Source organism: Arthrobacter sp. efr-133-TYG-104 (assembly GCF_030208915.1).
Classification (GTDB): domain Bacteria; phylum Actinomycetota; class Actinomycetes; order Actinomycetales; family Micrococcaceae; genus Arthrobacter.
Map to the genome: position 1 here is coordinate 1 of NZ_JARVTA010000014.1, position 19657 is coordinate 19657.

Consider the following 19657-nt stretch of genomic DNA (forward strand, 5'->3'; position numbering starts at 1 on the left):
AAACCAGCTGACCCGCACGGGGTCGAGAAACTCCACCACTCAGCGGGACGTGACCCATCCCCACAGCAACGCCGCGGTTTCCCGGCAACAGAGAGCACCCTCACTCATGCCGGTGAGGAGGCGGGCCGTATGGGCAAGGTCCTGCTCCTGACCCCACGGAACCCGGATACCCCTGCTCGCAACATGCAGGTCGCTGTTCCACGCGCGATGCTCCGGGATGCCTGCGGCACGTTGTTCGGGAAGCGTGAATGAGCGGCCGCGGAGCTCGTCCGGGAGTGGCTGCGGAATCCTCATCAGCCCATTGTTGGCGCGCTCGAGGAAGCCCGAGAGGTTACCCACAGTGTGGAGGAGAAGTGGAGCCTAGGAGGCTGCCGCGAGGGGCGACATCTCGGCCGAAAGAGCCCACCAAAGCGCCGAGAGCTAACCCCTCGGCAAAAGGGAAGGGCTAGATGGCGGTCCTGTGGAAGTTCTGGTGGCTGCGGCTCGCCGTGGGCCCACGTTGACCTTGGTATCGGTTGCCGTATTCGCCGGAGCCATAGGGGTGCTCGGCGGCAGAGGTCAGCCGGAAGAAGCACAACTGGCCGATCTTCATGCCGGGCCACAGCTTGATGGGCAGCGTAGCGACGTTAGACAACTCCAACGTCACATGCCCCGAGAAGCCAGGATCGATGAAACCGGCAGTCGAGTGGGTCAACAGTCCGAGCCTGCCCAAGGAAGATTTCCCTTCCAGCCGTGCGGCGATGTCATCGGGGAGGCTCACCATTTCATACGTGGAACCAAGGACGAATTCGCCCGGGTGCAAGATGAAGGGCTCGTCGCCGTCGACCTCCACCAGGCGGGTCAGTTCAGGCTGCTCCTCCGAGGGATCGATGTGCGCATATTTGTGGTTGTCGAAGAGCCGGAAAAACCGGTCAATTCGCACATCCACAGATGATGGCTGGACCATCGCGGGGTCGTACGGTTCAAGAACAATCCGTTGGGAGTCTATTTCGGCACGAATATCGCGGTCAGAGATCAGCACAGCATCAAAAATACCCCATCCATTGTCCGGGCCGTCCCGTGGGACTATAGTTCCGGGACGTAAACAACCGCGCCCGTACTTGGGGGCAACGAGCATTCGCGGGGTTATTGTGAAAAAACTGGCAGCGCCGGCCGCTATTGTGCTGGGCGGAGCGCTGGCCCTCCTGGTAGCCGCATCTGGTCAGCTCTTGCCTGCGACACAAGCAATTCCCTCCCCGGCCCCTCCCGCAAGTGCCGCGCCCACCGGATTGGCGGCGTCGAAGCCAAGCACGACGCCGGTTCCGGCACCTTCCGTCGCGACGCCCACAGCCGCGAGCACTAGCCCGGCCGTGGAGGCCGAACCGGGCCCAGAGACGAACAACGCTCCCGTGAGAAGTCGGCCGATTGCCGTGGACCCTGTGTACGACACCCCGCCTCCAGTGCCGAACATTGGGCCGTTGCGGGGGCCCGACGCTCCCTCCACTCCAGTAGCGGGCCCGGGCCAACCGCCTGAAACCGCCATCTCCGAACCTTCCCCAAACTTGCCCGCGAGCACGGCAACCCCCGTGCCCACGCCGTCGGCAGGAGCAGCAGGCCCGGCCGCCGTCGTACCTTCAGCAGGGCCAACCACGGCGCCCGCCACCCCCTCACTCAAAGCGGCAGCCCCGACCCCGGCCGGCGTCCCGACCACGTCACCGACCGCAACTACGTCACCAACGCCAACACCAACCAGCACTCCCTTCCCCGGCAAGGCGCCAAGCAGCCAACCGGACCTGGAGAACGGTGCCCTTGCCCTGCTTCCTGATGACAACCGGGCAGCAATCCTCACCGTTTTCAATGCCATCAACAGCTACAGGGTCTCCCTCGGGCTGACGGCGTTGAAGTTCAATGCCACCGTTGCGGGCATGTCCCAAGAGTGGTCAAACAACATCGCCTCGCGGGAAATCATCCAGCACCGTGCCAACTTTTGGACGGACCCGCGCGCCCTGAACCCGAACAATGGCGCAGGTGAGGTGATCGCCGTCCGTTGGGACCGGGACGCCGCGCAACTTGTGGAGTGGTGGAAGCATTCCCCTGGACACGATGCCTTGTTGCGCGATCCGCGGTTCAACGTCATGGGCATTGGGATTACCTACACGGACGGCAACCCGCAGACCACACCGAACCGGTACACCATCTGGGGGGTGGTGAACTTCTTCGGATACACCACCCTGCCGCCAGGAACCACCACCAGCCCAGGCGGTGGCGGCGGCGGTGGCGCTGTGACTCCCCCAGTGGATCCAGTGGGAGTCTGCGAACCCAGTGACAAATACCAGCCACCCACCGTGAACTTGAGTGCTGCATCGATCGGTAGTGCCGCGGACCTCGTGTCCGTCGCTTCCGACGGAACCGTGTACTCCTACCCTTCCACCGGCAACGCCACGTACGGTGCTCCCCGGAAAATCGGGGTGGGGTTCACAGGCCTGAAGGAACTCTTCGTCTCCGATTGGGATCGCGACGGCGTCTTCGACCTCATCGCCCAGCGCACGGACGGCACGCTGTTGGTATATCCGGGCAAGCAGTCGGGCGGCTTCGGATCGCCCGGCATCCTGGGGCAGGGCTGGCAGTCTTTGAACATCGCCGTCGGTAACTGGTGTGCCAATAACCGCCTTCCCCAGATCGTGGCGATGGACGGATCGGGCGGGCTGTGGCTGTACAAGAATTCCGGGCTTTCCTACATACGCTCACAAGCTGCGATCGGAACCGGAAATCCCGCCACGCGCCTCAGCATGGTCGATTACGACGCAGATGGGTTCCAGGACATCCTGACTGTGGAGGCCAACGGCTCGCTAAGGCTTTACCGGGGCAGCGGCTTGGGCACCCCGAAGCAAGAGAGTCGGCCGGTGGTTGGCGCGGCATGGACCGACTACACCGCTCTGCGTGCCCTGAAGGGCGTCTCCGGAGCCGGCTCCACCGGCGTCGCAGGCTTGGGCAGTAACGGCGTTTTGGAATATTGGGACCTCACCTCGGGCCGATTGACGACGCCGGTCACCGTGGGCGGAGGCTGGGGCGGCTTCAAGCTGGCACAGTAAAGAGGCGCTAATCCGCCGGGCGTGACTCGATCACCGTTTTTAGCTGCTCCAACTGTGCAACTTCTGACTCCATGGTTTTCTGGACCATGCTGTTCATCAGCTTTTGCAGGCCTTTGGGGTGATACTCGAGGGCGAACCGCAGCCGGGTCATGGCTCCCTCGGTGCTGAGGAAATAGCCGCCCGTAGGCCGGGCCGGACCTGCCACAACGTTGAACCGGATTTCAGCTCCGGGACGGGCCTCGGTAATTTGGAAATCCGCGGCGATCGGGCGCCCAGCGGGACCTGCCACGGTTTGCTTGTACACCGCGCCGTTTTCACCAAGGACTCCTGACTGGAGTGCCACGCTGCGGACGCCGGGGCGCCACAAGGAGTTGTTGGTTCCGTCCATCAGGAACTTGTAGACGGTCATGGCGTCCTTGCTAATCAACACTTCGTAGTCTGCAAATGCCACGGAAACCTCTTTCGGCGTACGGTTCGGGGAGGTAGCCGGGTCCCCCTCCACAGCAGCCATCACTCATAGAGTAGCCAGCGCTGAGCGGCAATCACCATATGATCCCCGAGCCTTGACCTAATGGTTATGTGCGGGCCTCGACTGGGAATGGCTGACAATCCCACGCTGACCGGGTAGAGTGCCTGCCGCTGGCTAAAAACAAATTGGGGGCGCCGTCCGTGCGAGTTCACATCCATCCACGAAATGCCCGACGCCGGATTGCCGCTTGCGCTGCTTCGCTCGTAATGGCGTTGATGTTTGCAGGCGGAGCCTTCGCAAGTGCTGCTGTTCCCCTCACTGCGAACCCGCTTCCGAGCCTGGATCCGATCAGCGATCCCGCGAGCACGTCAGTGCTCGTCAACAAATCCAGGCCATTGAACCCCGCAAATTACGCCCCGGCTGATCTCATCAACGTCCGCGGCACGGGTCAGTACATGCGCCAAGAGGCTGCCGCTTGGCTCAATGGGCTCTTCCAAGGTGCGGCCGACGCCGGAACTGGCGGCCTGGCCGTCGTCAGCGGGTACCGTTCCTACGCACAGCAGCAGCAGGTGTATTCGTCATACGTCAGCCAGTATGGACAGGCGTACGCCGACACCATCTCGGCCCGCCCCGGATACAGCGAGCACCAGACCGGCATGGCCATGGACATCGGAAACGCAGCGGGCTCCTGCGGACTGACCACCTGCTTTGGAGATACGGTCGCCGGCAAGTGGGTGGCGGCGAACGCCTACAAATACGGCTTCATCGTCCGGTACCCCAACGGCTATACGAACATCACCGGATACAGCTACGAACCGTGGCATCTTCGGTATGTTGGGGTTGCCCTGGCAACCGATATGAACCGGCGCGGATTTGCCACCCTGGAGCAGTACTTTTCAGGGAACCCCGCCGGCGCAGCCAGCATCAAGTCAGGGGCCGACCTGGTGGCTGCTGATGCTTCGGGCCGCTTGCTGCGCTATCCGGCGACGACGGCGGGAGGCTATGCGGCGCCCGTGCAGATCGGTTCGGGGTGGACCGGATTGAAGCAGGGCTTCGTGGTGGACTGGGACATCGACGGTGTTTACGACATCCTCGCGCAGTGGGACGACGGAACTTTGGGTGTTTATCGGGGCTTGCCGGGAGGCGGCTTCGCCAGCCAGGTCGTTGTGGGCAACGGCGGCTGGGACCGCATGACCATCACGGTCGGAAAGTGGACGCACGCAGATGCCCGGCCCGGCGTCGTCGGATATTTTCCCGATGGCGTGCTGCGCTATTACCCCAATACGTTCGGAGGAGCCCTCAGCGCCCCGCGGGCGATTGGAACTGGCTGGAACGGCTTGGAACTGACAATGGCTGATTGGGAAGGCGACGGAGCCAACGACATCTTGGCCCGGACGGCTTCGGGCTCCCTCATCAACTACCGCGGCGATGGCTGGGCCGGTTTCTACGGGCCTGCAACCACCGTGGGTACAGGCTGGCAGTACATGAACACCCTGCTTCCTGGCTTTGGCCTGACGGGCGCCGGCACCAGGGGAATCACCGCGCAAACGGTCGACGGGAACCTTTACAACTACGGACTCGGGGCTGGTTCTTGGACGACGTACGGGCAGGTGGGCTCCGGCTGGAACGGCTTGAAACTGTTCAAGTAGCCACATCGGTGGTCATCGGGAGCCCTTCAACTACGCTATGCTAAAACTCGCTCGGCGGAATTTAGCCGGGCTACGCGGGCGTAGCTCAATGGTAGAGCGCTAGCTTCCCAAGCTCGATACGCGGGTTCGATTCCCGTCGCCCGCTCAGAAAAAACCCCGGATCAAGCGATCCGGGGTTTTCACTTTGACCGGACGATAACCGATCAGGCCGCTTGCCTTCGCTCCACAATGCGCAGCACGCGCCGCCTGTCGCGGAGGTCAACCTCCAGGTGCAGCGATGACTTCCGGGCGAGTACGACGGCGACCACAGCGGCCGCTATTGCCGGCACCCCGCCTGCAACAAACAACGCCACGTGCGGCCCGACGTGTTCTGCCAGCCAGCCCATCATGGGACCACCAATGGCCTGGCCGCCAATGAGCACCACAAGGTAGAGGCTCATGACACGCCCACGAATGCTGAGATTGGAACTCGTCTGGACCATTTGGTTGGCCGCCGTGAGGAACATCAGGCACCAGAAGCCAGCCAAGACCATAGTGGCGCTGAACAAGGGCATGGACGGCATGGCTCCCGAGAGGCAGAGCATCAGCCCATACAAACCGGCCGCCACCACCACCGAACGCAGCCGCAGTTGCCGCCGCCGGGTGGATGCCACAGCTCCTGTGAGCGCCCCCAGGGCAACCATCGCGTTCAGTAGTCCGTAGCCGCCCGCACCGGCGTCGTACACGTGGTCCGCGACCGCGGCTAGCAACACCGGCAGGCTCATCGCGAAAACAGCAACGAATCCTGCCATCAGCCACGGCCAGTAGATGGTGGGCTTGCTGAGTGCGTAGTTCAGCCCTTCGCGCAGCATGCCCTTTTTGCGGGGCGTCGGTTGGCTGGTGTGGAGCTGGTCCTTATGCAAGAGCATCAGCATGGTCACCGTGGAGCAGCACGCAACGGCATTTGCCGCGAATGCCCACCCTGCACCTACTGCGGTGAGCAGCCAACCGGCCACCGCTGGTCCGATCAGCCCACCCAGCTGGAATGTTGTGCTGTTGACGCTGATGGCGTTGCGCAGGTACTTGGGTCCCACGAGTTCGTTCACGAAGACCTGCCGGGCCGGTTGGTCCAGGACGGTAACGAAGCCAAGGACGAAGGCAATGACATACACGTGCCAGACCTCGACGCGATGGGTCAGGGAAAGCGTTGCGAGCACCGCCGCGAGGACTGCTGCGGCCGATTGGCACATGATGAGGATTTTGCGTTTGACAAAGCGATCGGCGATCATCCCGCCCCAAGGACCCAAGAACAGGGACGGAGCGAACTGCAAAGCGACAGTGATCCCCACGGCGGTCACGGAGCCTGAGAGCTGCAGCACCATCCAGTCCTGGGCGATGCGTTGCATCCAGATGGCGACTACGGCAATGAAGTGACCGATTGCGAAGATCCGGAAGTTGGGAACCTTCAAGGAGATAAACGTGTGCCGCCACGGCAGCTTTTCACCGACGACGGCGAGTGGCTGGGTGACGGTATCCGGCTGGTTTGTGTCCGGCAAGGGACGGGCGGACGGGGAATCGACGACGGGCTGGCTGACGTGTGCCGCTGAAGGCGGTGGGGGTGCCAAAGGGAGTCCTCGGATCGAGAGTTTCGGTGGAATGTGATTAACGCTATGGTGGCCAGCAGCAATCATGGAAGCGTATTAGGCCTATAACTAACATTGCGAAACGCAATGACCACTTCCCGTACGGCACAGTTTTCCATCCCGGCCCCCGAGGAGTTCCGTGTTCGAACCCGTCCAACTCCGCACCTTCCTGGCCGTCGCCGAGACTCTCAGTTTCACAAAGGCAGCAGAGCGGCTCGGCCTGGCCCAGCCCACCGTTAGCCAGCATGTCCGCAAGCTCGAAGCCGCAGCCAAACGCGCGCTAGTCGCCCGTGATACCCGCGAGGTCAGGCTCACCGATAATGGCGACGCCATGGCCGGTTTTGCCCGGAACATCCTGGCGGCCCACGACTCGGCAGCCCGCTACTTTTCCGGATCGGCCATGCGTGGCCGCCTCCGCTTCGGCACGGCAGACGATCTTGCCATCACCGGACTCCCCCGGGTCCTGCGCGAATTCCGGCAGCTGTACCCCCAGATCAACCTGGAACTCACCGTTAGCCAAAGCGATCAGCTCTACAAACGGCTCAATGCCGGGCAACTGGATCTGGTCTTTGTAAAGTGGGTCGCCGGAGCCAAGGAAGGAGCCGTGGTCCGGCACGACAACTTTGCTTGGGTCGGCCTTGAACAAACCCAATTGGAGCCGGGAGCCCCTGTCCCGCTTATTGCTTACCCCGCGCCCAGCCTCAGCCGGAAGCTGGCCATTGACGCATTGGAGGCAGCGGGCAGGACGTGGCGGATCACGTGCAGTACCAAGCAGATCAGTGGCGTGCTGGCGGCGGTGCGCGCCGGCATCGGAGTGGCTGTGATGCCGGCGTCCCTGGTTCCCGAGGACTTGAAAGTGATCACCCAGCGCTTCGGACTGCCGCCAGTGGGTGACGTCGATTTCACCTTGATCCGGAATCCGTTGGCGAACGCCGAGGTGATCGATGCACTGACCCAAGCCATCATGGGACGCACACTGAGCAAGTCGACTTAGCCCACGGAGCCTGCCCGCCCAATCAGGGCGTTGCAGCCAAGGAAACTCTCGCCCCCGGGACCCCTATAACGGTGACCGAGCCGCCGTCGTTCCCTTGCAACTCCAGCTGGATATTCCGCGAATCTGCTTGAGGCCGCACCGAGCTGACCTGGAACACCTCGCCGCGAATGGCAACCCGATCGCCGTTCTTGATGCTCTTGAGTTTCTTGTTTTGAGTCTCCAACTTCACCGTTAGCAGCCTTCCTGGCTTGCGCCGGTTTCAGTCCCGGTGCGACTCGCGGAGTTCTTCACCTGCACGGATGCCTTCTTCTTCCTTCTTCTGCGCCTTGTCGCTCCGCTTGGTACCCCGCGGAGGCAACTGGAGGCTCTCTTCGGCTTCGATGCCTGACTGCAACTCGCGTCCGCGCTCCATTTCGGCGTCGAATTCAGCACCGAAGAGAAGGGACATGTTGAGGATCCAGAGCCACAAAAGCATGATGATGACCCCGGCCAAGGCCCCGTAGGTCTTGTTGTAGTTGCCGAAGTTGGCAACATAGAAGCCGAAACCAAGCGACGCCAGGGCGAAGATGACCAGGGCGATCAGGGACCCCATGCTCATCCAACGGAACTTGGGCTGCTTGACGTTGGGGGTGAAGTAGAACAAGACCGCGATGATGATGACCACCAGTACGACGAGTACGGGCCACTTGGCTATGTTCCATACAGTCAGGAACCCCTCAGACATGCCGATGGCTTTACCGATCGATTCCGCCACAGGTCCGGTGAGGACCAGCATGGCAGCAACCAGGGCGGCACCAACAACCGCGACGACGGTCACGGCAAGCATGGTGCCACGGAGCTTGATGAAGCCGCGGCCCTCATCCACTTCGTACACGCGGTTCATCGCCCGGCTGAACGCCGTCACATAACCGGACGCTGACCACAGCGCCACCAGTATGCCCAACACCAAGGCGAATCCCGCCGCGTTGGAGGTGGTCAACTCCTCAATGGGTTTACGCATTGCGTCCAGCCCGGGTCCCGGCGCGAATTGCTGGACGATGTCCAGCAATGACGACGTGGTTTTTTGGGCGTTTCCGAAGAGTCCCAACAGGGACACCAGCGCCAAGAGCGCAGGGAAAAGCGAGAGGACGGCATAGTAGGTGAGCCCGGCAGCAGCGTCGGGGCACTGGTCTTTGCCGAACTCCCGCAAGGTCCGCTTGGCGATGTACATCCACGTGGGCTTGGTAAGGTCCCTGGGACCATCGGCCTTGCGGGGATCATCGGGGGAAGGAGCGGTCTGCGCCTTCGCCGTGCTGGTTTGGGCTGAGTCTTGTGGTGTCATGGGGCACTCGTCCGTTGGGGTAGTTTGCGCGAACAACTGACCCCTCAATACTAAGCATCCTGATGAATCTATTGGAAGCGCCCACGCCGTTTTCCCTCGCGCCGTGCAAATCAGCGGGATCCCGTGCGACTAAGCGAGCTTGGCAGCCAACAGGAACTCAAGGGGCGATTCGATGACCGAACGAATGACCTGGCCGGCTGCGCCCAACAGCGTTCCGGAGTGCTCCAGCCTGGATACGGTGAGGTTCTTGGGATCCAGAAGCCCCGGAGCGTGTCGCTCGAGGCTTCCGGCCAGCGCGGGCATCAGCCACTGCCCCAAGACCGCGAAATGGCCCCCGAGAACGATCGCCTGCACATCCATCAGGCGGGCAGCAGAGGCGAGCGCCACGCCCAAGTACCGGCCGGCGTCGTCCACCGCCATGGACGCGGCCGGCGTTCCGGCGTCAAGAGCTCTCAGCAGCAGCTCGGTCCGTTCCTTGAAGGAGCCTTCGGCGATGCCCGCAGCTTGGAATATGGCCTCTTGGCCTGCAAAGGTTTCCAAGCAACCAGCGCCGCCGCAGGAACAGGGCGGCCCATCCGGGTGAACCACCATATGCCCGAGTTCGCCCGCATTGCCGCCGGGCCCCGTGTAAAGCTCGGACCCGACGACGACTCCCCCACCGACGCCAACCTCGCCCGAGACATAGAGGAAGTCCGGCCGCCCACCGCCGTACCAAAGCTCCCCGAGCGCGGCGCTATTGGCCTCATTGGACAACCTGACGCCCAGGGGCGCACCGTCCAACAAGGACTGGGGATCCAATCTTTCGTGCTGCCAGTGCAAGTTGGGGGCTGACAGGACGACGCCGCGTTGCTCATCCACCAGGCCCGGCACGGCGAGCCCGCCTCCCATGATGCTGATGCCATCGGCGCCCGCGGCAGCCCTTGCCTCGGCCGCCAACCCGGCCAGCCGGGCCATGACAGCGTCCGGCGCCAGCCCCCGGTTCCGGGATTCGATGCTGGCTGAGAACCTGAGGTTTCCTGCAAGGTCCACCAAACCGACCGACAAGTAATCCACATTGATCTCCATGCCCACCACCCCCCGCCGGGAACTGAGCTCAAGGCCTTGCCCCGGGCGCCCCCGCTCGCCATCGCGGTAGAGGCCTACCTCCGCGACCAGTCCGGATTCGACGAGGTCAGCGACAAGGCTGGACACTGCTGCCTTGGTTAGCCCCGTTCCAGCGGCTAACTGCGCCCGGCTTGGCTTCGAATCGCCCGTGCGGGCGATGGAGTCCAGCACCAACGAGAGGTTTCGACGGCGGACGTCCCCCACCCGGCCGGGCGCATGGGGCGCGGCTGGCTCATTCACGGGGCACCCTCCTTGCTGTTCGCACGATCCGGACGTTCGCATGCTCGGCCGTTTCGGCGCGCTTGGCTATTTCGGCGATGTGGTCATCGCCTATTGACCATGATCCATTATCAGCCATATAGTTCAGATTGAAAACTAAATCACAAGGTTTTTCACCCTTCCCCTGCTTTGCAAAGGAGCAATTCATGTCCCCGCAGCCAACCCCGCAGGATCGCTTCACTTTCGGCCTCTGGACCGTCGGCTGGACCGGTGCGGATCCTTTCGGTGTCGCCACCCGAGCCGCCTTGGATCCAGTGGAAGCCGTCCACAAGCTGAGCGAACTCGGTGCTTACGGCATCACTTTCCACGACAATGACCTCATTCCTTTTGATGCCAGCGCGTCCGAACGCGACCTTATCCTCAAGAACTTCAAGGGTGCGTTGGCCGAGACGGGCCTGAAGGTTCCCATGGTCACCACTAACCTGTTCAGCCACCCGGTGTTCAAGGACGGCGGTTTCACCTCAAACGACCGCTCGGTTCGGCGCTTTGCACTTAGCAAGATCCTGCGGAACATTGACTTGGCCGCAGAGCTGGGTGCGGACACATTTGTCATGTGGGGCGGCCGCGAAGGCAGCGAATATGACGGGTCCAAGGATCTCTCTGCTGCCCTGGACCGGATGCGGGAAGGCGTTGACACCGCCGCCGGCTACATCAAGGAAAAGGGCTACGGCCTGAGGATTGCCCTTGAACCGAAGCCGAACGAGCCCCGGGGTGATATCTTCCTGCCCACCGTCGGCCACGGCCTTGCATTCATCGCCCAGCTGGAACACGGAGACATCGTCGGCCTGAACCCCGAGACCGGCCACGAGCAGATGGCGGGGCTGAACTTCACCCACGGCATTGCCCAGGCCCTGTGGGCGGGCAAGCTCTTCCACATCGACCTCAATGGCCAGCGCGGCATCAAGTACGATCAGGACCTTGTGTTCGGCCACGGCGATCTCACCAGCGCCTTCTTCACCGTAGACCTGCTCGAAAACGGCTTCCCCAATGGCGGCCCTAGGTACGACGGTCCCCGCCACTTCGACTACAAGCCCTCGCGCACGGATGGTTACGACGGCGTGTGGGAGTCTGCCAAGGCAAACATGTCCATGTATCTCCTCCTGAAGGAACGCGCCTTGGCTTTCCGCGCCGATTCGGAGGTTCAGGAAGCCCTCGCCGCTTCTGGCGTCTTCGAACTGGGCGAGCCCACGCTGAACGCCGGGGAGACCACGGCGGACCTGCTTGCAGACGCCAGCGCCTTCGACACGTTCGACGCCGACAAGGCCGCCGAACGTTCGTTCGCCTTTGTGCGCCTCAACCAGCTGGCTATCGAGCACCTGCTCGGCGCCCGCTAAACCACACCCCACCGTCACGCCGTCACCGGCCGCGCCAACTTCACCTGGCACGGCCGGTGACGGTCCGCCAAAGGAAAATTCATGCCCCTTGTAGCAGGAATCGACAGCAGCACACAGTCCTGCAAAGTTGTCATCCGGGACTCTGACACCGGTGCCTTGGTGCGTCAGGGCCGGGCTTCCCATCCCGACGGCACGGAGATCCACCCGGATCACTGGTGGACCGCCCTACAGGAAGCCATTTCCCAGGCGGGCGGCTTGGACGACGTCGAGGCCGTTTCGGTGGGCGGCCAGCAGCACGGCATGGTGTGCCTGGACGAGTCCGGCGAGGTAGTCAGGCCCGCCCTGCTATGGAACGACACCCGATCGGCAGGCGACGCCGAAGAATTGATAGTGGAAGCCGGGAACGGCAACGCCAAGGCTGGGGCCGAGCATTGGGCGGCGAGGACAGGGACAGTGCCCGTAGCTTCCTTGACGGCCACGAAACTCCGGTGGCTTGCGCGCCACGAGCCGGAGAACGCAGCCCGCACCGCTGCAGTATGCCTCCCCCACGATTGGCTCTCCTGGCGGCTCGCTGGCCACGGACCTGGCACCGGGCCGTCGTCGCTGGGCCTCCTCCGGACTGATCGCTCGGACGCATCAGGAACGGGCTACTACGCGGCTTCTTCGGGCGAGTACCTACCCGAGGTCCTCGAAAGCACATTCGGACACGTGCCGGCGCTGCCCACAGTTGCGGGGCCGTTGGACGTTGCCGGGAAAATGCCGTCCGGTGCACTGATAGGGCCAGGCGCCGGGGACAACGCGGCCGCAGCATTGGGCGTGAGCGCCGGCGTGGGCGATGTCGTGATTTCCATCGGCACCTCGGGGACAGTGTTCGCTGTATCCGATGTTCCTTCAAAGGATGCGACCGGATTGGTGGCAGGTTTCGCTGACGCCACCGGCCATTACTTGCCACTGGCATGCACGCTCAACGCCACCCGGGTGTTTGATGCGACAGCGGCACTGCTGGCCGTGGACCTGCCCGAACTCAGCGAGTTGGCGTTGACCGCCCCAGAGGGAGCAGAGGGGCTGACACTCATCCCCTATTTCGAGGGAGAGAGGACACCGAACCTGCCGAACGCAACCGGCTCCTTGCACGGCATCACACTCACTAATTACACACGGGCCAACCTTGCCAGGGCCGCCGTCGAAGGCGTGGTCTGTTCCTTGGCGGACGGGCTGGCCGCGCTGCAGGCCCAGGGGGTCTCGGCGCGTCGCGTCGTCCTTGTGGGGGGCGGGGCCCAGTCGCCGGCGGTGCAGCATGTTGCCGGGGCCGCCTTCCAGTTGCCGGTATTCGTTCCTGAACCCGGTGAGTACGTTGCTAATGGCGCCGCACGCCAGGCTGCCGGCGTTCTCGAAGGCCGGTTCCCCGAATGGCCCATCGAGGGCACTGAAGTAGCACCGGCGCCCGCGGATGGTCCTGCCCCTTTCCTGACGAGGTATCGGGAGTGTGCCACTCGCGCAGCGATGAGCTGATCGGCGTCGCCAGTGCTCTATCGTGACAGGGTGAGCACTGAACAATCCGCACAAGGCCGGCCACCCGTGATGGAGGATGTTGCCCGCGTGGCCGGCGTCTCCCACCAGACCGTGTCCCGGGTGCTCAACAACCATCCCAACGTCAGCTCCACCACACGTGAGCGTGTGGAGCAAGCCATCAGTGATCTCGGATATCGGCGAAACACTGCCGCACGGAGCCTGGTGACGCGGCGCTCCCAAACCATAGGCGTCCTAGGAAGCGAAATGGCCCAGTATGGTCCTTCCCGCACCCTCCTTGGTGTCCAGCAGGCGGCGAGGGACTCCGGATATTTCGTCAGCATCGCCAGCTTGCGGGAGGTAACACCGGCTTCCATCAAAGATGCGATCGCCCATTTCATGGATCAGGGCGTGGATGGGATCGTGGTGATCGTTCCGCACCCGGGCACTTTTGAGGTCCTCCAGGATGTGACTGCCCATGTGCCGCTCGTTGCCGTGGGCTCAGCGGGAGATGAACGCCTCAGCGGATCCATGGTTAACCAACGCCAAGGGGCGCGCCTGGCGGTAGAGCACCTTGTGGAGCTGGGACACACCCGGATTGGGCACCTCTCCGGTCCCGCCGATTGGATCGACGCTGCAGCACGGATTGACGGTTGGCGGGATGCCGTGACCGAAGCAGGCCTGGAACCGGGCGCCATGATTGAAGGCGATTGGAGCGCCGAATGCGGCTACCGGGCGGGTTTGAGGATCGCACAGGAGCGGACTTTGACGGCACTTTTCGTAGCGAACGACCAAATGGCGTTGGGCGTCCTGCGTGCCTTCCACGAGTCAGGTGTGCAGGTACCGTCCGACATCAGCGTTGTGGGCTTCGACGATCAACCTGAATCGGCTTACTTCATCCCGCCGCTGACCACGGTTGCCCAGGATTTCGAAGAGCTCGGGCGCAGGTCCATCGACTTGCTGGTGGAACTACTCGAGGGCGGGAACCCTCGGCCGGCGGTCACGGTGGAGCCCTATTTGGTGGTCCGTTCCACCACGGCGGCGTTCTCGAATTAATTAGCCCCGCGGCAACCCGGCGTCACGAGCATCCATGACCGAAGAGCCCGCTCTTGACATCAAAGTTGTGAGCGCTAACAATTGCATCAGACCTAGTGTAGTTTTCCACCCCAACCCCCGGCAATGAGGCCCTGGCCAGCCGGATGGAGACCCATGAATACCTATGAAAACCTCCCGCTGGACCAGCAATATGTGATTGGCGTGGATTACGGGACGCTGTCCGGACGCGCCGTCGTGGTGCGGGTCTCGGACGGCGCCGAACTCGGCAGCGGCGTGTTCGAGTACCCGCACGCCGTCGTGACTGAAAATCTCCCCGGTACAGGCCAGCGGCTCCCGGCCGACTGGGCCCTGCAAGTACCCGACGATTACCGCGACGTTCTCCGCAATGCGGTGCCGGCCGCCGTCGTCGACGCTGGAATTGACCCGGCCGCGGTGGTGGGCATTGCTACCGACTTCACCGCGTGCACCATGGTTCCGACGACGGCGGACGGCACGCCGCTGAACGAACTGGAACGCTTCGCGGACCGGCCGCACGCATTAGTGAAGCTCTGGCGCCACCACGCAGCCCAGCCGCAGGCCGACCGGATCAACCAGCTCGCCGAGGAACGCGGCGAGTCCTGGATCCCCCGCTACGGTGGCCTGATTTCCTCTGAATGGGAGTTCGCCAAAGGCCTGCAGCTCCTCGAAGAGGATCCGGAAGTCTACGGCGCCATGGACCACTGGGTGGAGGCAGCAGACTGGATCGTCTGGCAGTTGTGTGGAAGGTATGTGCGCAATGCGTGCACTGCCGGGTACAAAGGCATCTACCAGGACGGTCATTACCCGTCGGACGATTTCCTGGCAGCCCTCAACCCGGATTTCAAGGACTTTGTCAGCGCGAAACTCGAACACACCATCGGCCGCTTGGGTGACGCGGCCGGCTACTTGACCGAAGAAGCAGCTGCGTGGACGGGTCTTCCTGCTGGAATCGCGGTAGCCGTGGGCAACGTGGACGCGCACGTCAGCGCCCCGGCGGCCAACGCTGTGGAGCCCGGGCAACTGGTCGCGATCATGGGCACATCCACCTGCCATGTCATGAACGGCGACGTCCTGCGCGAGGTCCCGGGCATGTGCGGCGTTGTCGACGGCGGTATCGTGGACGGGCTGTGGGGTTATGAAGCCGGCCAATCCGGCGTCGGGGACATCTTCGGTTGGTTCACTAAGAACGGAGTCCCGCCCGAGTACCACCAGGCGGCGGCAGCAAAAGGCCAGGGCATCCACGAATACTTGACCGAACTCGCCCAGAGGCAAGCAATCGGGGAGCACGGCCTGATCGCCCTGGACTGGCACTCAGGCAACCGCTCCGTGCTGGTTGACCACGAGCTGTCCGGAGTGGTGGTGGGGCAAACACTGGCCACTAAACCCGAAGACACCTACCGCGCCCTGCTGGAAGCCACGGCATTCGGGACGCGCACCATCGTGGATGCCTTCCGCGACTCCGGCGTCCCGGTGAAGGAGTTCATCGTGGCCGGTGGACTCCTGAAGAACAAGTTCCTGATGCAGATCTACTCGGACGTCACCGGGCTGCAGCTATCCACCATCGGATCCGAACAAGGCCCTGCCCTCGGCTCTGCCATCCACGCAGCAGTGGCCGCCGGGAAGTACAAGGACATCAGGGAAGCCGCTGCGTCCATGTCCGCTGCACCGGGAGCTGTGTACACGCCCATCCCCGAAAACGTCGCAGCTTACGAGGTCTTGTTCCAGGAATACAAAGCCCTGCACGACTACTTCGGCCGCGGGGAGAACAACATCATGCACCGCCTCAAGGCAATCCAGCGCACGGCAATCCAAGGGGCGGCACTCGGCCGCGCTGCATCTAACAGCCCAGCATCTGACGGCTCAGCGTCCGGCAACTCAGGGGACCAAACCAACTCCCTGGAAGGAGCCACCAGATGAGCGCGTTGCTGGACACCATCACAAGGGTTCGCAAGGAAGTTTGCGAGCTTCACGCCGAACTGACGCGTTACGAGCTCGTGGTCTGGACGGCAGGGAACGTTTCTGCCCGAATCCCGGGACACGACCTGATGGTCATCAAACCCTCGGGCATCTCCTACGCCGAGCTCACACCGGAATCAATGGTGGTCACCGACCTCTACGGCACCCCTGTCCGTGGCATCAACACGGGCAGCAACGGCACTGTGGATTGGGGAAACCCGGACCTGTCGCCGTCCTCGGACACAGCGGCGCATGCCTACGTTTACCGGCACATGCCCGAGGTTGGGGGCGTGGTCCACACGCACTCGACCTACGCCACGGCGTGGGCGGCCCGGGGAGAAGAAATCCCGTGCGTGCTCACCATGATGGGCGACGAATTTGGTGGGCCCATCCCGGTGGGACCGTTTGCGTTGATCGGAGACGACTCGATCGGCCAGGGGATCGTGGAAACACTTAAGGGCTCCAACTCCCCCGCTGTGCTTATGCAGAACCACGGCCCGTTCACTATCGGCAAGGACGCCAGCGCCGCGGTCAAAGCCGCCGTGATGTGCGAGGAAGTGGCCAAGACAGTGCACGTTTCCCGCCAACTCGGCGATCCGCTACCCATCAATCAAGCCCAGATCGAGTCCCTGTACGACCGCTACCAAAACGTCTACGGCCGCTAGCGCACTGAAGAAACCAACACTGAACAGCCAGCAACCGTACAGCAAGCCGAACACCCCACACTCCAGGAGCACCACATGCCCAACAAGACTGCCGCCAACAACACTTCGCTGGAGCAGTACGAAGTCTGGTTCCTCACCGGCAGCCAGCACCTCTACGGTGAGGATGTCCTCAAGCAAGTCGCAGCGCAGTCCCAGGAGATCGCCAATGCGTTGAACGCCGCCAGCGACGTACCGGTCAAGCTGGTCTGGAAGCCGGTGCTCACCGATTCCGATGCCATCCGCCGCACCGCGCTGGAAGCGAACTCAAACGATGCCGTCATTGGCGTAACGGCGTGGATGCACACCTTCAGCCCGGCAAAGATGTGGATCCAAGGCTTGGACGCACTGCGCAAGCCGCTGCTGCACCTGCACACCCAGGCCAACAGGGACTTACCGTGGGCGGACATCGACTTCGACTTCATGAACCTCAATCAGGCGGCCCATGGTGACCGGGAATTCGGTTACATCCAGTCGCGCCTCGGCGTGCCGCGGAAGACCGTCGTCGGGCATGTCAGCAATCCTGAGGTCGCACGTCAGGTGGGTGCTTGGCAGCGCGCTTCGGCCGGTTGGGCCGCCGTCCGCAGCCTGAAACTAACCCGCTTCGGTGACAACATGCGCAATGTCGCTGTCACCGAAGGCGACAAGACCGAGGCCGAGCTGCGCTTCGGTGTTTCGGTGAACACCTGGTCCGTCAACGAGCTCGCCGACGCCGTCCACGGCGCTGCAGAGTCCGACGTCGACGCCTTGGTCGCCGAGTACGAGCGCCTCTACGACGTGGCTGACGAGCTAAAAGCAGGCGGTACCCGCCACGAATCGCTCCGCTACAGCGCGCGCATCGAACTCGGCCTGCGCAGCTTCCTCGAAGCGAACGGCTCGGCCGCGTTCACCACCTCCTTCGAGGACCTGGGTGAGTTGCGCCAGCTCCCCGGAATGGCCGTGCAGCGCCTCATGGCCGATGGTTACGGATTCGGCGCCGAAGGGGACTGGAAGACCGCTATCCTGGTCCGCGCCGCGAAGGTCATGGGCTCGGGCCTGCCCGGCGGTGCCTCGCTCATGGAGGACTACACGTACCATCTGGAGCCGGGCTCGGAGAAGATCCTCGGCGCGCACATGCTGGAGGTCTGCCCCTCCCTGACAGCGAAGAAGCCGCGCGTCGAGATCCACCCGCTGGGGATCGGCGGCAAGGAAGATCCCGTCCGCATGGTGTTCGATACCGATGCCGGCCCCGGCGTCGTGGTCGCCCTGTCCGATATGCGCGATCGGTTCCGCTTGGTCGCGAACGTGGTGGACGTCGTGGACCTCGACCAGCCACTGCCCAACCTACCCGTGGCCCGAGCGCTCTGGGAGCCGAAGCCGAACTTCTCCACCTCGGCCGCAGCGTGGCTGACGGCCGGGGCCGCACACCACACAGTGTTGTCCACCCAGGTGGGCCTGGAGGTTTTCGAGGAATTCGCTGAAATCGCGAAGACCGAACTTCTCACCATTGACGAGGACACCACCATCAAACAGTTCAAAAAGGAACTCGCGTGGAACGCCGCCTACTACAAGCTGGCCGGCGGCCTGTGAGCCCCGAATTTACGCTGAGCGCGGGCGGTTACACGGCTGTTGTGACCGCCCACGCGGCTGCCTTGCGGGTGTTGCAGTTTGAGGGACGGGACCTCGTGGTTCCGTTCCCGGTCGGCGGTCCGATCCCGGATTTCCGCGGCATCATCGCCGCGCCGTGGCCGAACCGGATCGAGGATGGGAAGTACATTTTCGACGGCGTCGAGCACCATACGCCGGTCAACGAACCCGAGCGCGGCACCGCCTTGCACGGGCTGGCCTTCGCCCTCGACTGGACCTTGAAGGAGTCCGACGCCGCGTCGCTCACGTTATCGTGCACGGTCGGGCCGACCACGGGCTATCCGTTCGTGCTGGAGCTCTCGGCCAGCTACGTGCTCGACGAAACCGGGCTGCACGCGTCCGTCACCGCCCGCAACGCAGCCGATGTCACCGCGCCCTACGGTGTCTGCCCGCACCCGTACCTCGTCGCCGGGTCCTCGCCCCTGGATAAGTGGGTGCTGGAATTTGCTGCGGACACCTTCCTTGAGGTCACACCCGACAGGCTCTTGCCTGTTTCGCTGGCTCCGGTGGAGGGCCACGAGTTCGACTTCCGTTCCCCGCGTGCCATCGGAGCCACCGAGATCGACCACGCCTTCACAGGCATCACGTTCGACGGCGGCTTGGCCCGCCTCTCCGTACGGGACCCGGCGGGAACCGGCGTCGGAATGTCCTGGGACCAAAGCTGCCCGTGGCTACAGATCCATACGGCAGACAAACCTGCACCAATTCCGAGTCGGATTGGGCTGGCCGTGGAGCCGATGACGTGTCCGCCGGATGCGTTCAATAGCGGCACGGACCTGATCCGCCTGGCGCCGGGTGCCGAGCACACTGCGTCGTGGAGCATCTACGCGCTGTAGCTACCCAACTAGGGGACAGCACATGTCCTACTGAGCGCTCGTAGCGACGCGTGCTGTCCCCTAGTTGGGACGGTCGAACGTCAGATCCGTCACAGCGCTGGAACAGGGTGCC

The 19657-nt window shown here is 63.2% G+C and carries 18 protein-coding genes and 1 tRNA gene; 11 read left to right on the forward strand and 8 right to left on the reverse strand.

Annotated features, from left to right (window positions below; genetic code table 11):
* Positions 1–39: 39 nt before the first annotated feature.
* From QRN04_RS11575 to QRN04_RS11585, 3 genes are all read right to left on the reverse strand, one after another.
* Positions 40–294, reverse strand: a complete 255-nt coding sequence (locus QRN04_RS11575) for a hypothetical protein (protein ID WP_284976185.1) — start codon at positions 292–294, stop codon at positions 40–42.
* A gap of 151 nt (positions 295–445) precedes the next feature.
* Positions 446–1021 (reverse strand): dCTP deaminase, encoded by a 576-nt coding sequence (gene dcd, locus QRN04_RS11580; RefSeq protein WP_284976186.1) that lies wholly within the window; start codon positions 1019–1021, stop codon positions 446–448.
* Positions 1022–1201: 180 nt separating this feature from the next.
* Entirely contained in the window at positions 1202–1429 is a 228-nt protein-coding gene (locus tag QRN04_RS11585) for a hypothetical protein (RefSeq protein ID WP_284976187.1), read from the reverse strand.
* A gap of 136 nt (positions 1430–1565) precedes the next feature.
* Between QRN04_RS11585 and QRN04_RS11590 the strand changes: the two genes are divergently transcribed.
* The gene (locus tag QRN04_RS11590) at positions 1566–3071 is read left to right on the forward strand and encodes a CAP domain-containing protein (RefSeq protein WP_284976188.1); all 1506 of its coding nucleotides are present in this window, start codon (positions 1566–1568) and stop codon (positions 3069–3071) included.
* 7 nt (positions 3072–3078) lie between these two features.
* Here the strand turns inward: QRN04_RS11590 and QRN04_RS11595 are convergent, their stop codons facing one another.
* Positions 3079–3522, reverse strand: coding sequence for an SRPBCC family protein (locus tag QRN04_RS11595; RefSeq protein ID WP_284976189.1), 444 nt, complete (start codon positions 3520–3522; stop codon positions 3079–3081).
* 284 nt (positions 3523–3806) lie between these two features.
* On the opposite strand from QRN04_RS11595, the gene QRN04_RS11600 reads away from it, so the two are divergent.
* Together QRN04_RS11600 and QRN04_RS11605 are read left to right on the forward strand one after the other, a co-directional pair.
* On the forward strand, positions 3807–5189 hold the full coding sequence (locus QRN04_RS11600) for a M15 family metallopeptidase (protein WP_284976190.1): 1383 nt from the start codon (positions 3807–3809) through the stop codon (positions 5187–5189).
* A gap of 74 nt (positions 5190–5263) precedes the next feature.
* Positions 5264–5334, forward strand: a tRNA-Gly gene (locus tag QRN04_RS11605).
* A gap of 58 nt (positions 5335–5392) precedes the next feature.
* Here QRN04_RS11605 and QRN04_RS11610 read toward each other — a convergent pair.
* Positions 5393–6793: an MFS transporter gene (locus QRN04_RS11610; RefSeq protein ID WP_284976191.1), complete on the reverse strand. Its 1401-nt coding sequence runs from the start codon at positions 6791–6793 to the stop codon at positions 5393–5395.
* Between the two features lie 157 nt (positions 6794–6950).
* Between QRN04_RS11610 and QRN04_RS11615 the strand changes: the two genes are divergently transcribed.
* A complete protein-coding gene (locus QRN04_RS11615) occupies positions 6951–7805 on the forward strand; it encodes a LysR substrate-binding domain-containing protein (protein ID WP_284976192.1) in 855 nt (284 codons plus the stop codon).
* A 22-nt stretch (positions 7806–7827) separates the two neighbouring features.
* Here QRN04_RS11615 and QRN04_RS11620 read toward each other — a convergent pair whose 3' ends face one another.
* The 3 genes from QRN04_RS11620 to QRN04_RS11630 form a co-directional block, all read right to left on the reverse strand.
* Positions 7828–8034 carry a hypothetical protein gene (locus QRN04_RS11620; RefSeq protein ID WP_284976193.1) on the reverse strand — a complete coding sequence of 69 codons (207 nt, stop codon included), beginning with the start codon at positions 8032–8034 and terminating at the stop codon, positions 7828–7830.
* Between the two features lie 30 nt (positions 8035–8064).
* Complete coding sequence (locus QRN04_RS11625) at positions 8065–9126, reverse strand: YihY/virulence factor BrkB family protein (protein ID WP_284976194.1); 1062 nt, start codon at positions 9124–9126, stop codon at positions 8065–8067.
* A gap of 129 nt (positions 9127–9255) precedes the next feature.
* Positions 9256–10512 (reverse strand): ROK family transcriptional regulator, encoded by a 1257-nt coding sequence (locus QRN04_RS11630; RefSeq protein ID WP_284976195.1) that lies wholly within the window; start codon positions 10510–10512, stop codon positions 9256–9258.
* A gap of 143 nt (positions 10513–10655) precedes the next feature.
* Between QRN04_RS11630 and xylA the strand changes: the two genes are divergently transcribed.
* From xylA to QRN04_RS11665, 7 genes are all read left to right on the forward strand, one after another.
* The gene (gene xylA, locus QRN04_RS11635) at positions 10656–11843 is read left to right on the forward strand and encodes a xylose isomerase (protein ID WP_284976196.1); all 1188 of its coding nucleotides are present in this window, start codon (positions 10656–10658) and stop codon (positions 11841–11843) included.
* 81 nt (positions 11844–11924) lie between these two features.
* Positions 11925–13355 (forward strand): xylulokinase, encoded by a 1431-nt coding sequence (gene xylB / locus QRN04_RS11640; RefSeq protein ID WP_284976197.1) that lies wholly within the window; start codon positions 11925–11927, stop codon positions 13353–13355.
* Between the two features lie 69 nt (positions 13356–13424).
* Positions 13425–14408 carry a LacI family DNA-binding transcriptional regulator gene (locus QRN04_RS11645; RefSeq protein WP_284976227.1) on the forward strand — a complete coding sequence of 328 codons (984 nt, stop codon included), beginning with the start codon at positions 13425–13427 and terminating at the stop codon, positions 14406–14408.
* 153 nt (positions 14409–14561) lie between these two features.
* Positions 14562–16343 (forward strand): ribulokinase, encoded by a 1782-nt coding sequence (araB, locus tag QRN04_RS11650; protein ID WP_284976198.1) that lies wholly within the window; start codon positions 14562–14564, stop codon positions 16341–16343.
* Entirely contained in the window at positions 16340–17047 is a 708-nt protein-coding gene (locus QRN04_RS11655; RefSeq protein WP_284976199.1) for an L-ribulose-5-phosphate 4-epimerase, read from the forward strand. The genes araB and QRN04_RS11655 overlap by 4 nt, the downstream gene beginning before the upstream one ends.
* Before the next feature lie 75 nt (positions 17048–17122).
* Positions 17123–18652 carry an L-arabinose isomerase gene (gene araA, locus QRN04_RS11660; RefSeq protein ID WP_284976200.1) on the forward strand — a complete coding sequence of 510 codons (1530 nt, stop codon included), beginning with the start codon at positions 17123–17125 and terminating at the stop codon, positions 18650–18652.
* Positions 18649–19545, forward strand: a complete 897-nt coding sequence (locus QRN04_RS11665) for an aldose 1-epimerase family protein (protein WP_284976201.1) — start codon at positions 18649–18651, stop codon at positions 19543–19545. Before araA ends, QRN04_RS11665 begins: the two co-directional genes overlap by 4 nt.
* Positions 19546–19657 lie beyond the last annotated feature (112 nt).

Excerpts from the sequence above, each read along its gene's own strand:
- QRN04_RS11575 (WP_284976185.1), bottom strand. The coding sequence starts at position 294 with ATGAGGATTCCGCAGCCACTCCCGGACGAGCTCCGCGGCCGCTCATTC.
- QRN04_RS11600 (WP_284976190.1), top strand. The coding sequence starts at position 3,807 with ATGGCGTTGATGTTTGCAGGCGGAGCCTTCGCAAGTGCTGCTGTTCCC.
- QRN04_RS11625 (WP_284976194.1), bottom strand. The coding sequence starts at position 9,126 with ATGACACCACAAGACTCAGCCCAAACCAGCACGGCGAAGGCGCAGACC.
- QRN04_RS11630 (WP_284976195.1), bottom strand. The coding sequence starts at position 10,512 with ATGCGAACGTCCGGATCGTGCGAACAGCAAGGAGGGTGCCCCGTGAAT.
- xylA (WP_284976196.1), top strand. The coding sequence starts at position 10,656 with ATGTCCCCGCAGCCAACCCCGCAGGATCGCTTCACTTTCGGCCTCTGG.
- xylB (WP_284976197.1), top strand. The coding sequence starts at position 11,925 with ATGCCCCTTGTAGCAGGAATCGACAGCAGCACACAGTCCTGCAAAGTT.
- QRN04_RS11645 (WP_284976227.1), top strand. The coding sequence starts at position 13,425 with ATGGAGGATGTTGCCCGCGTGGCCGGCGTCTCCCACCAGACCGTGTCC.
- araB (WP_284976198.1), top strand. The coding sequence starts at position 14,562 with ATGAATACCTATGAAAACCTCCCGCTGGACCAGCAATATGTGATTGGC.
- QRN04_RS11655 (WP_284976199.1), top strand. The coding sequence starts at position 16,340 with ATGAGCGCGTTGCTGGACACCATCACAAGGGTTCGCAAGGAAGTTTGC.
- araA (WP_284976200.1), top strand. The coding sequence starts at position 17,123 with ATGCCCAACAAGACTGCCGCCAACAACACTTCGCTGGAGCAGTACGAA.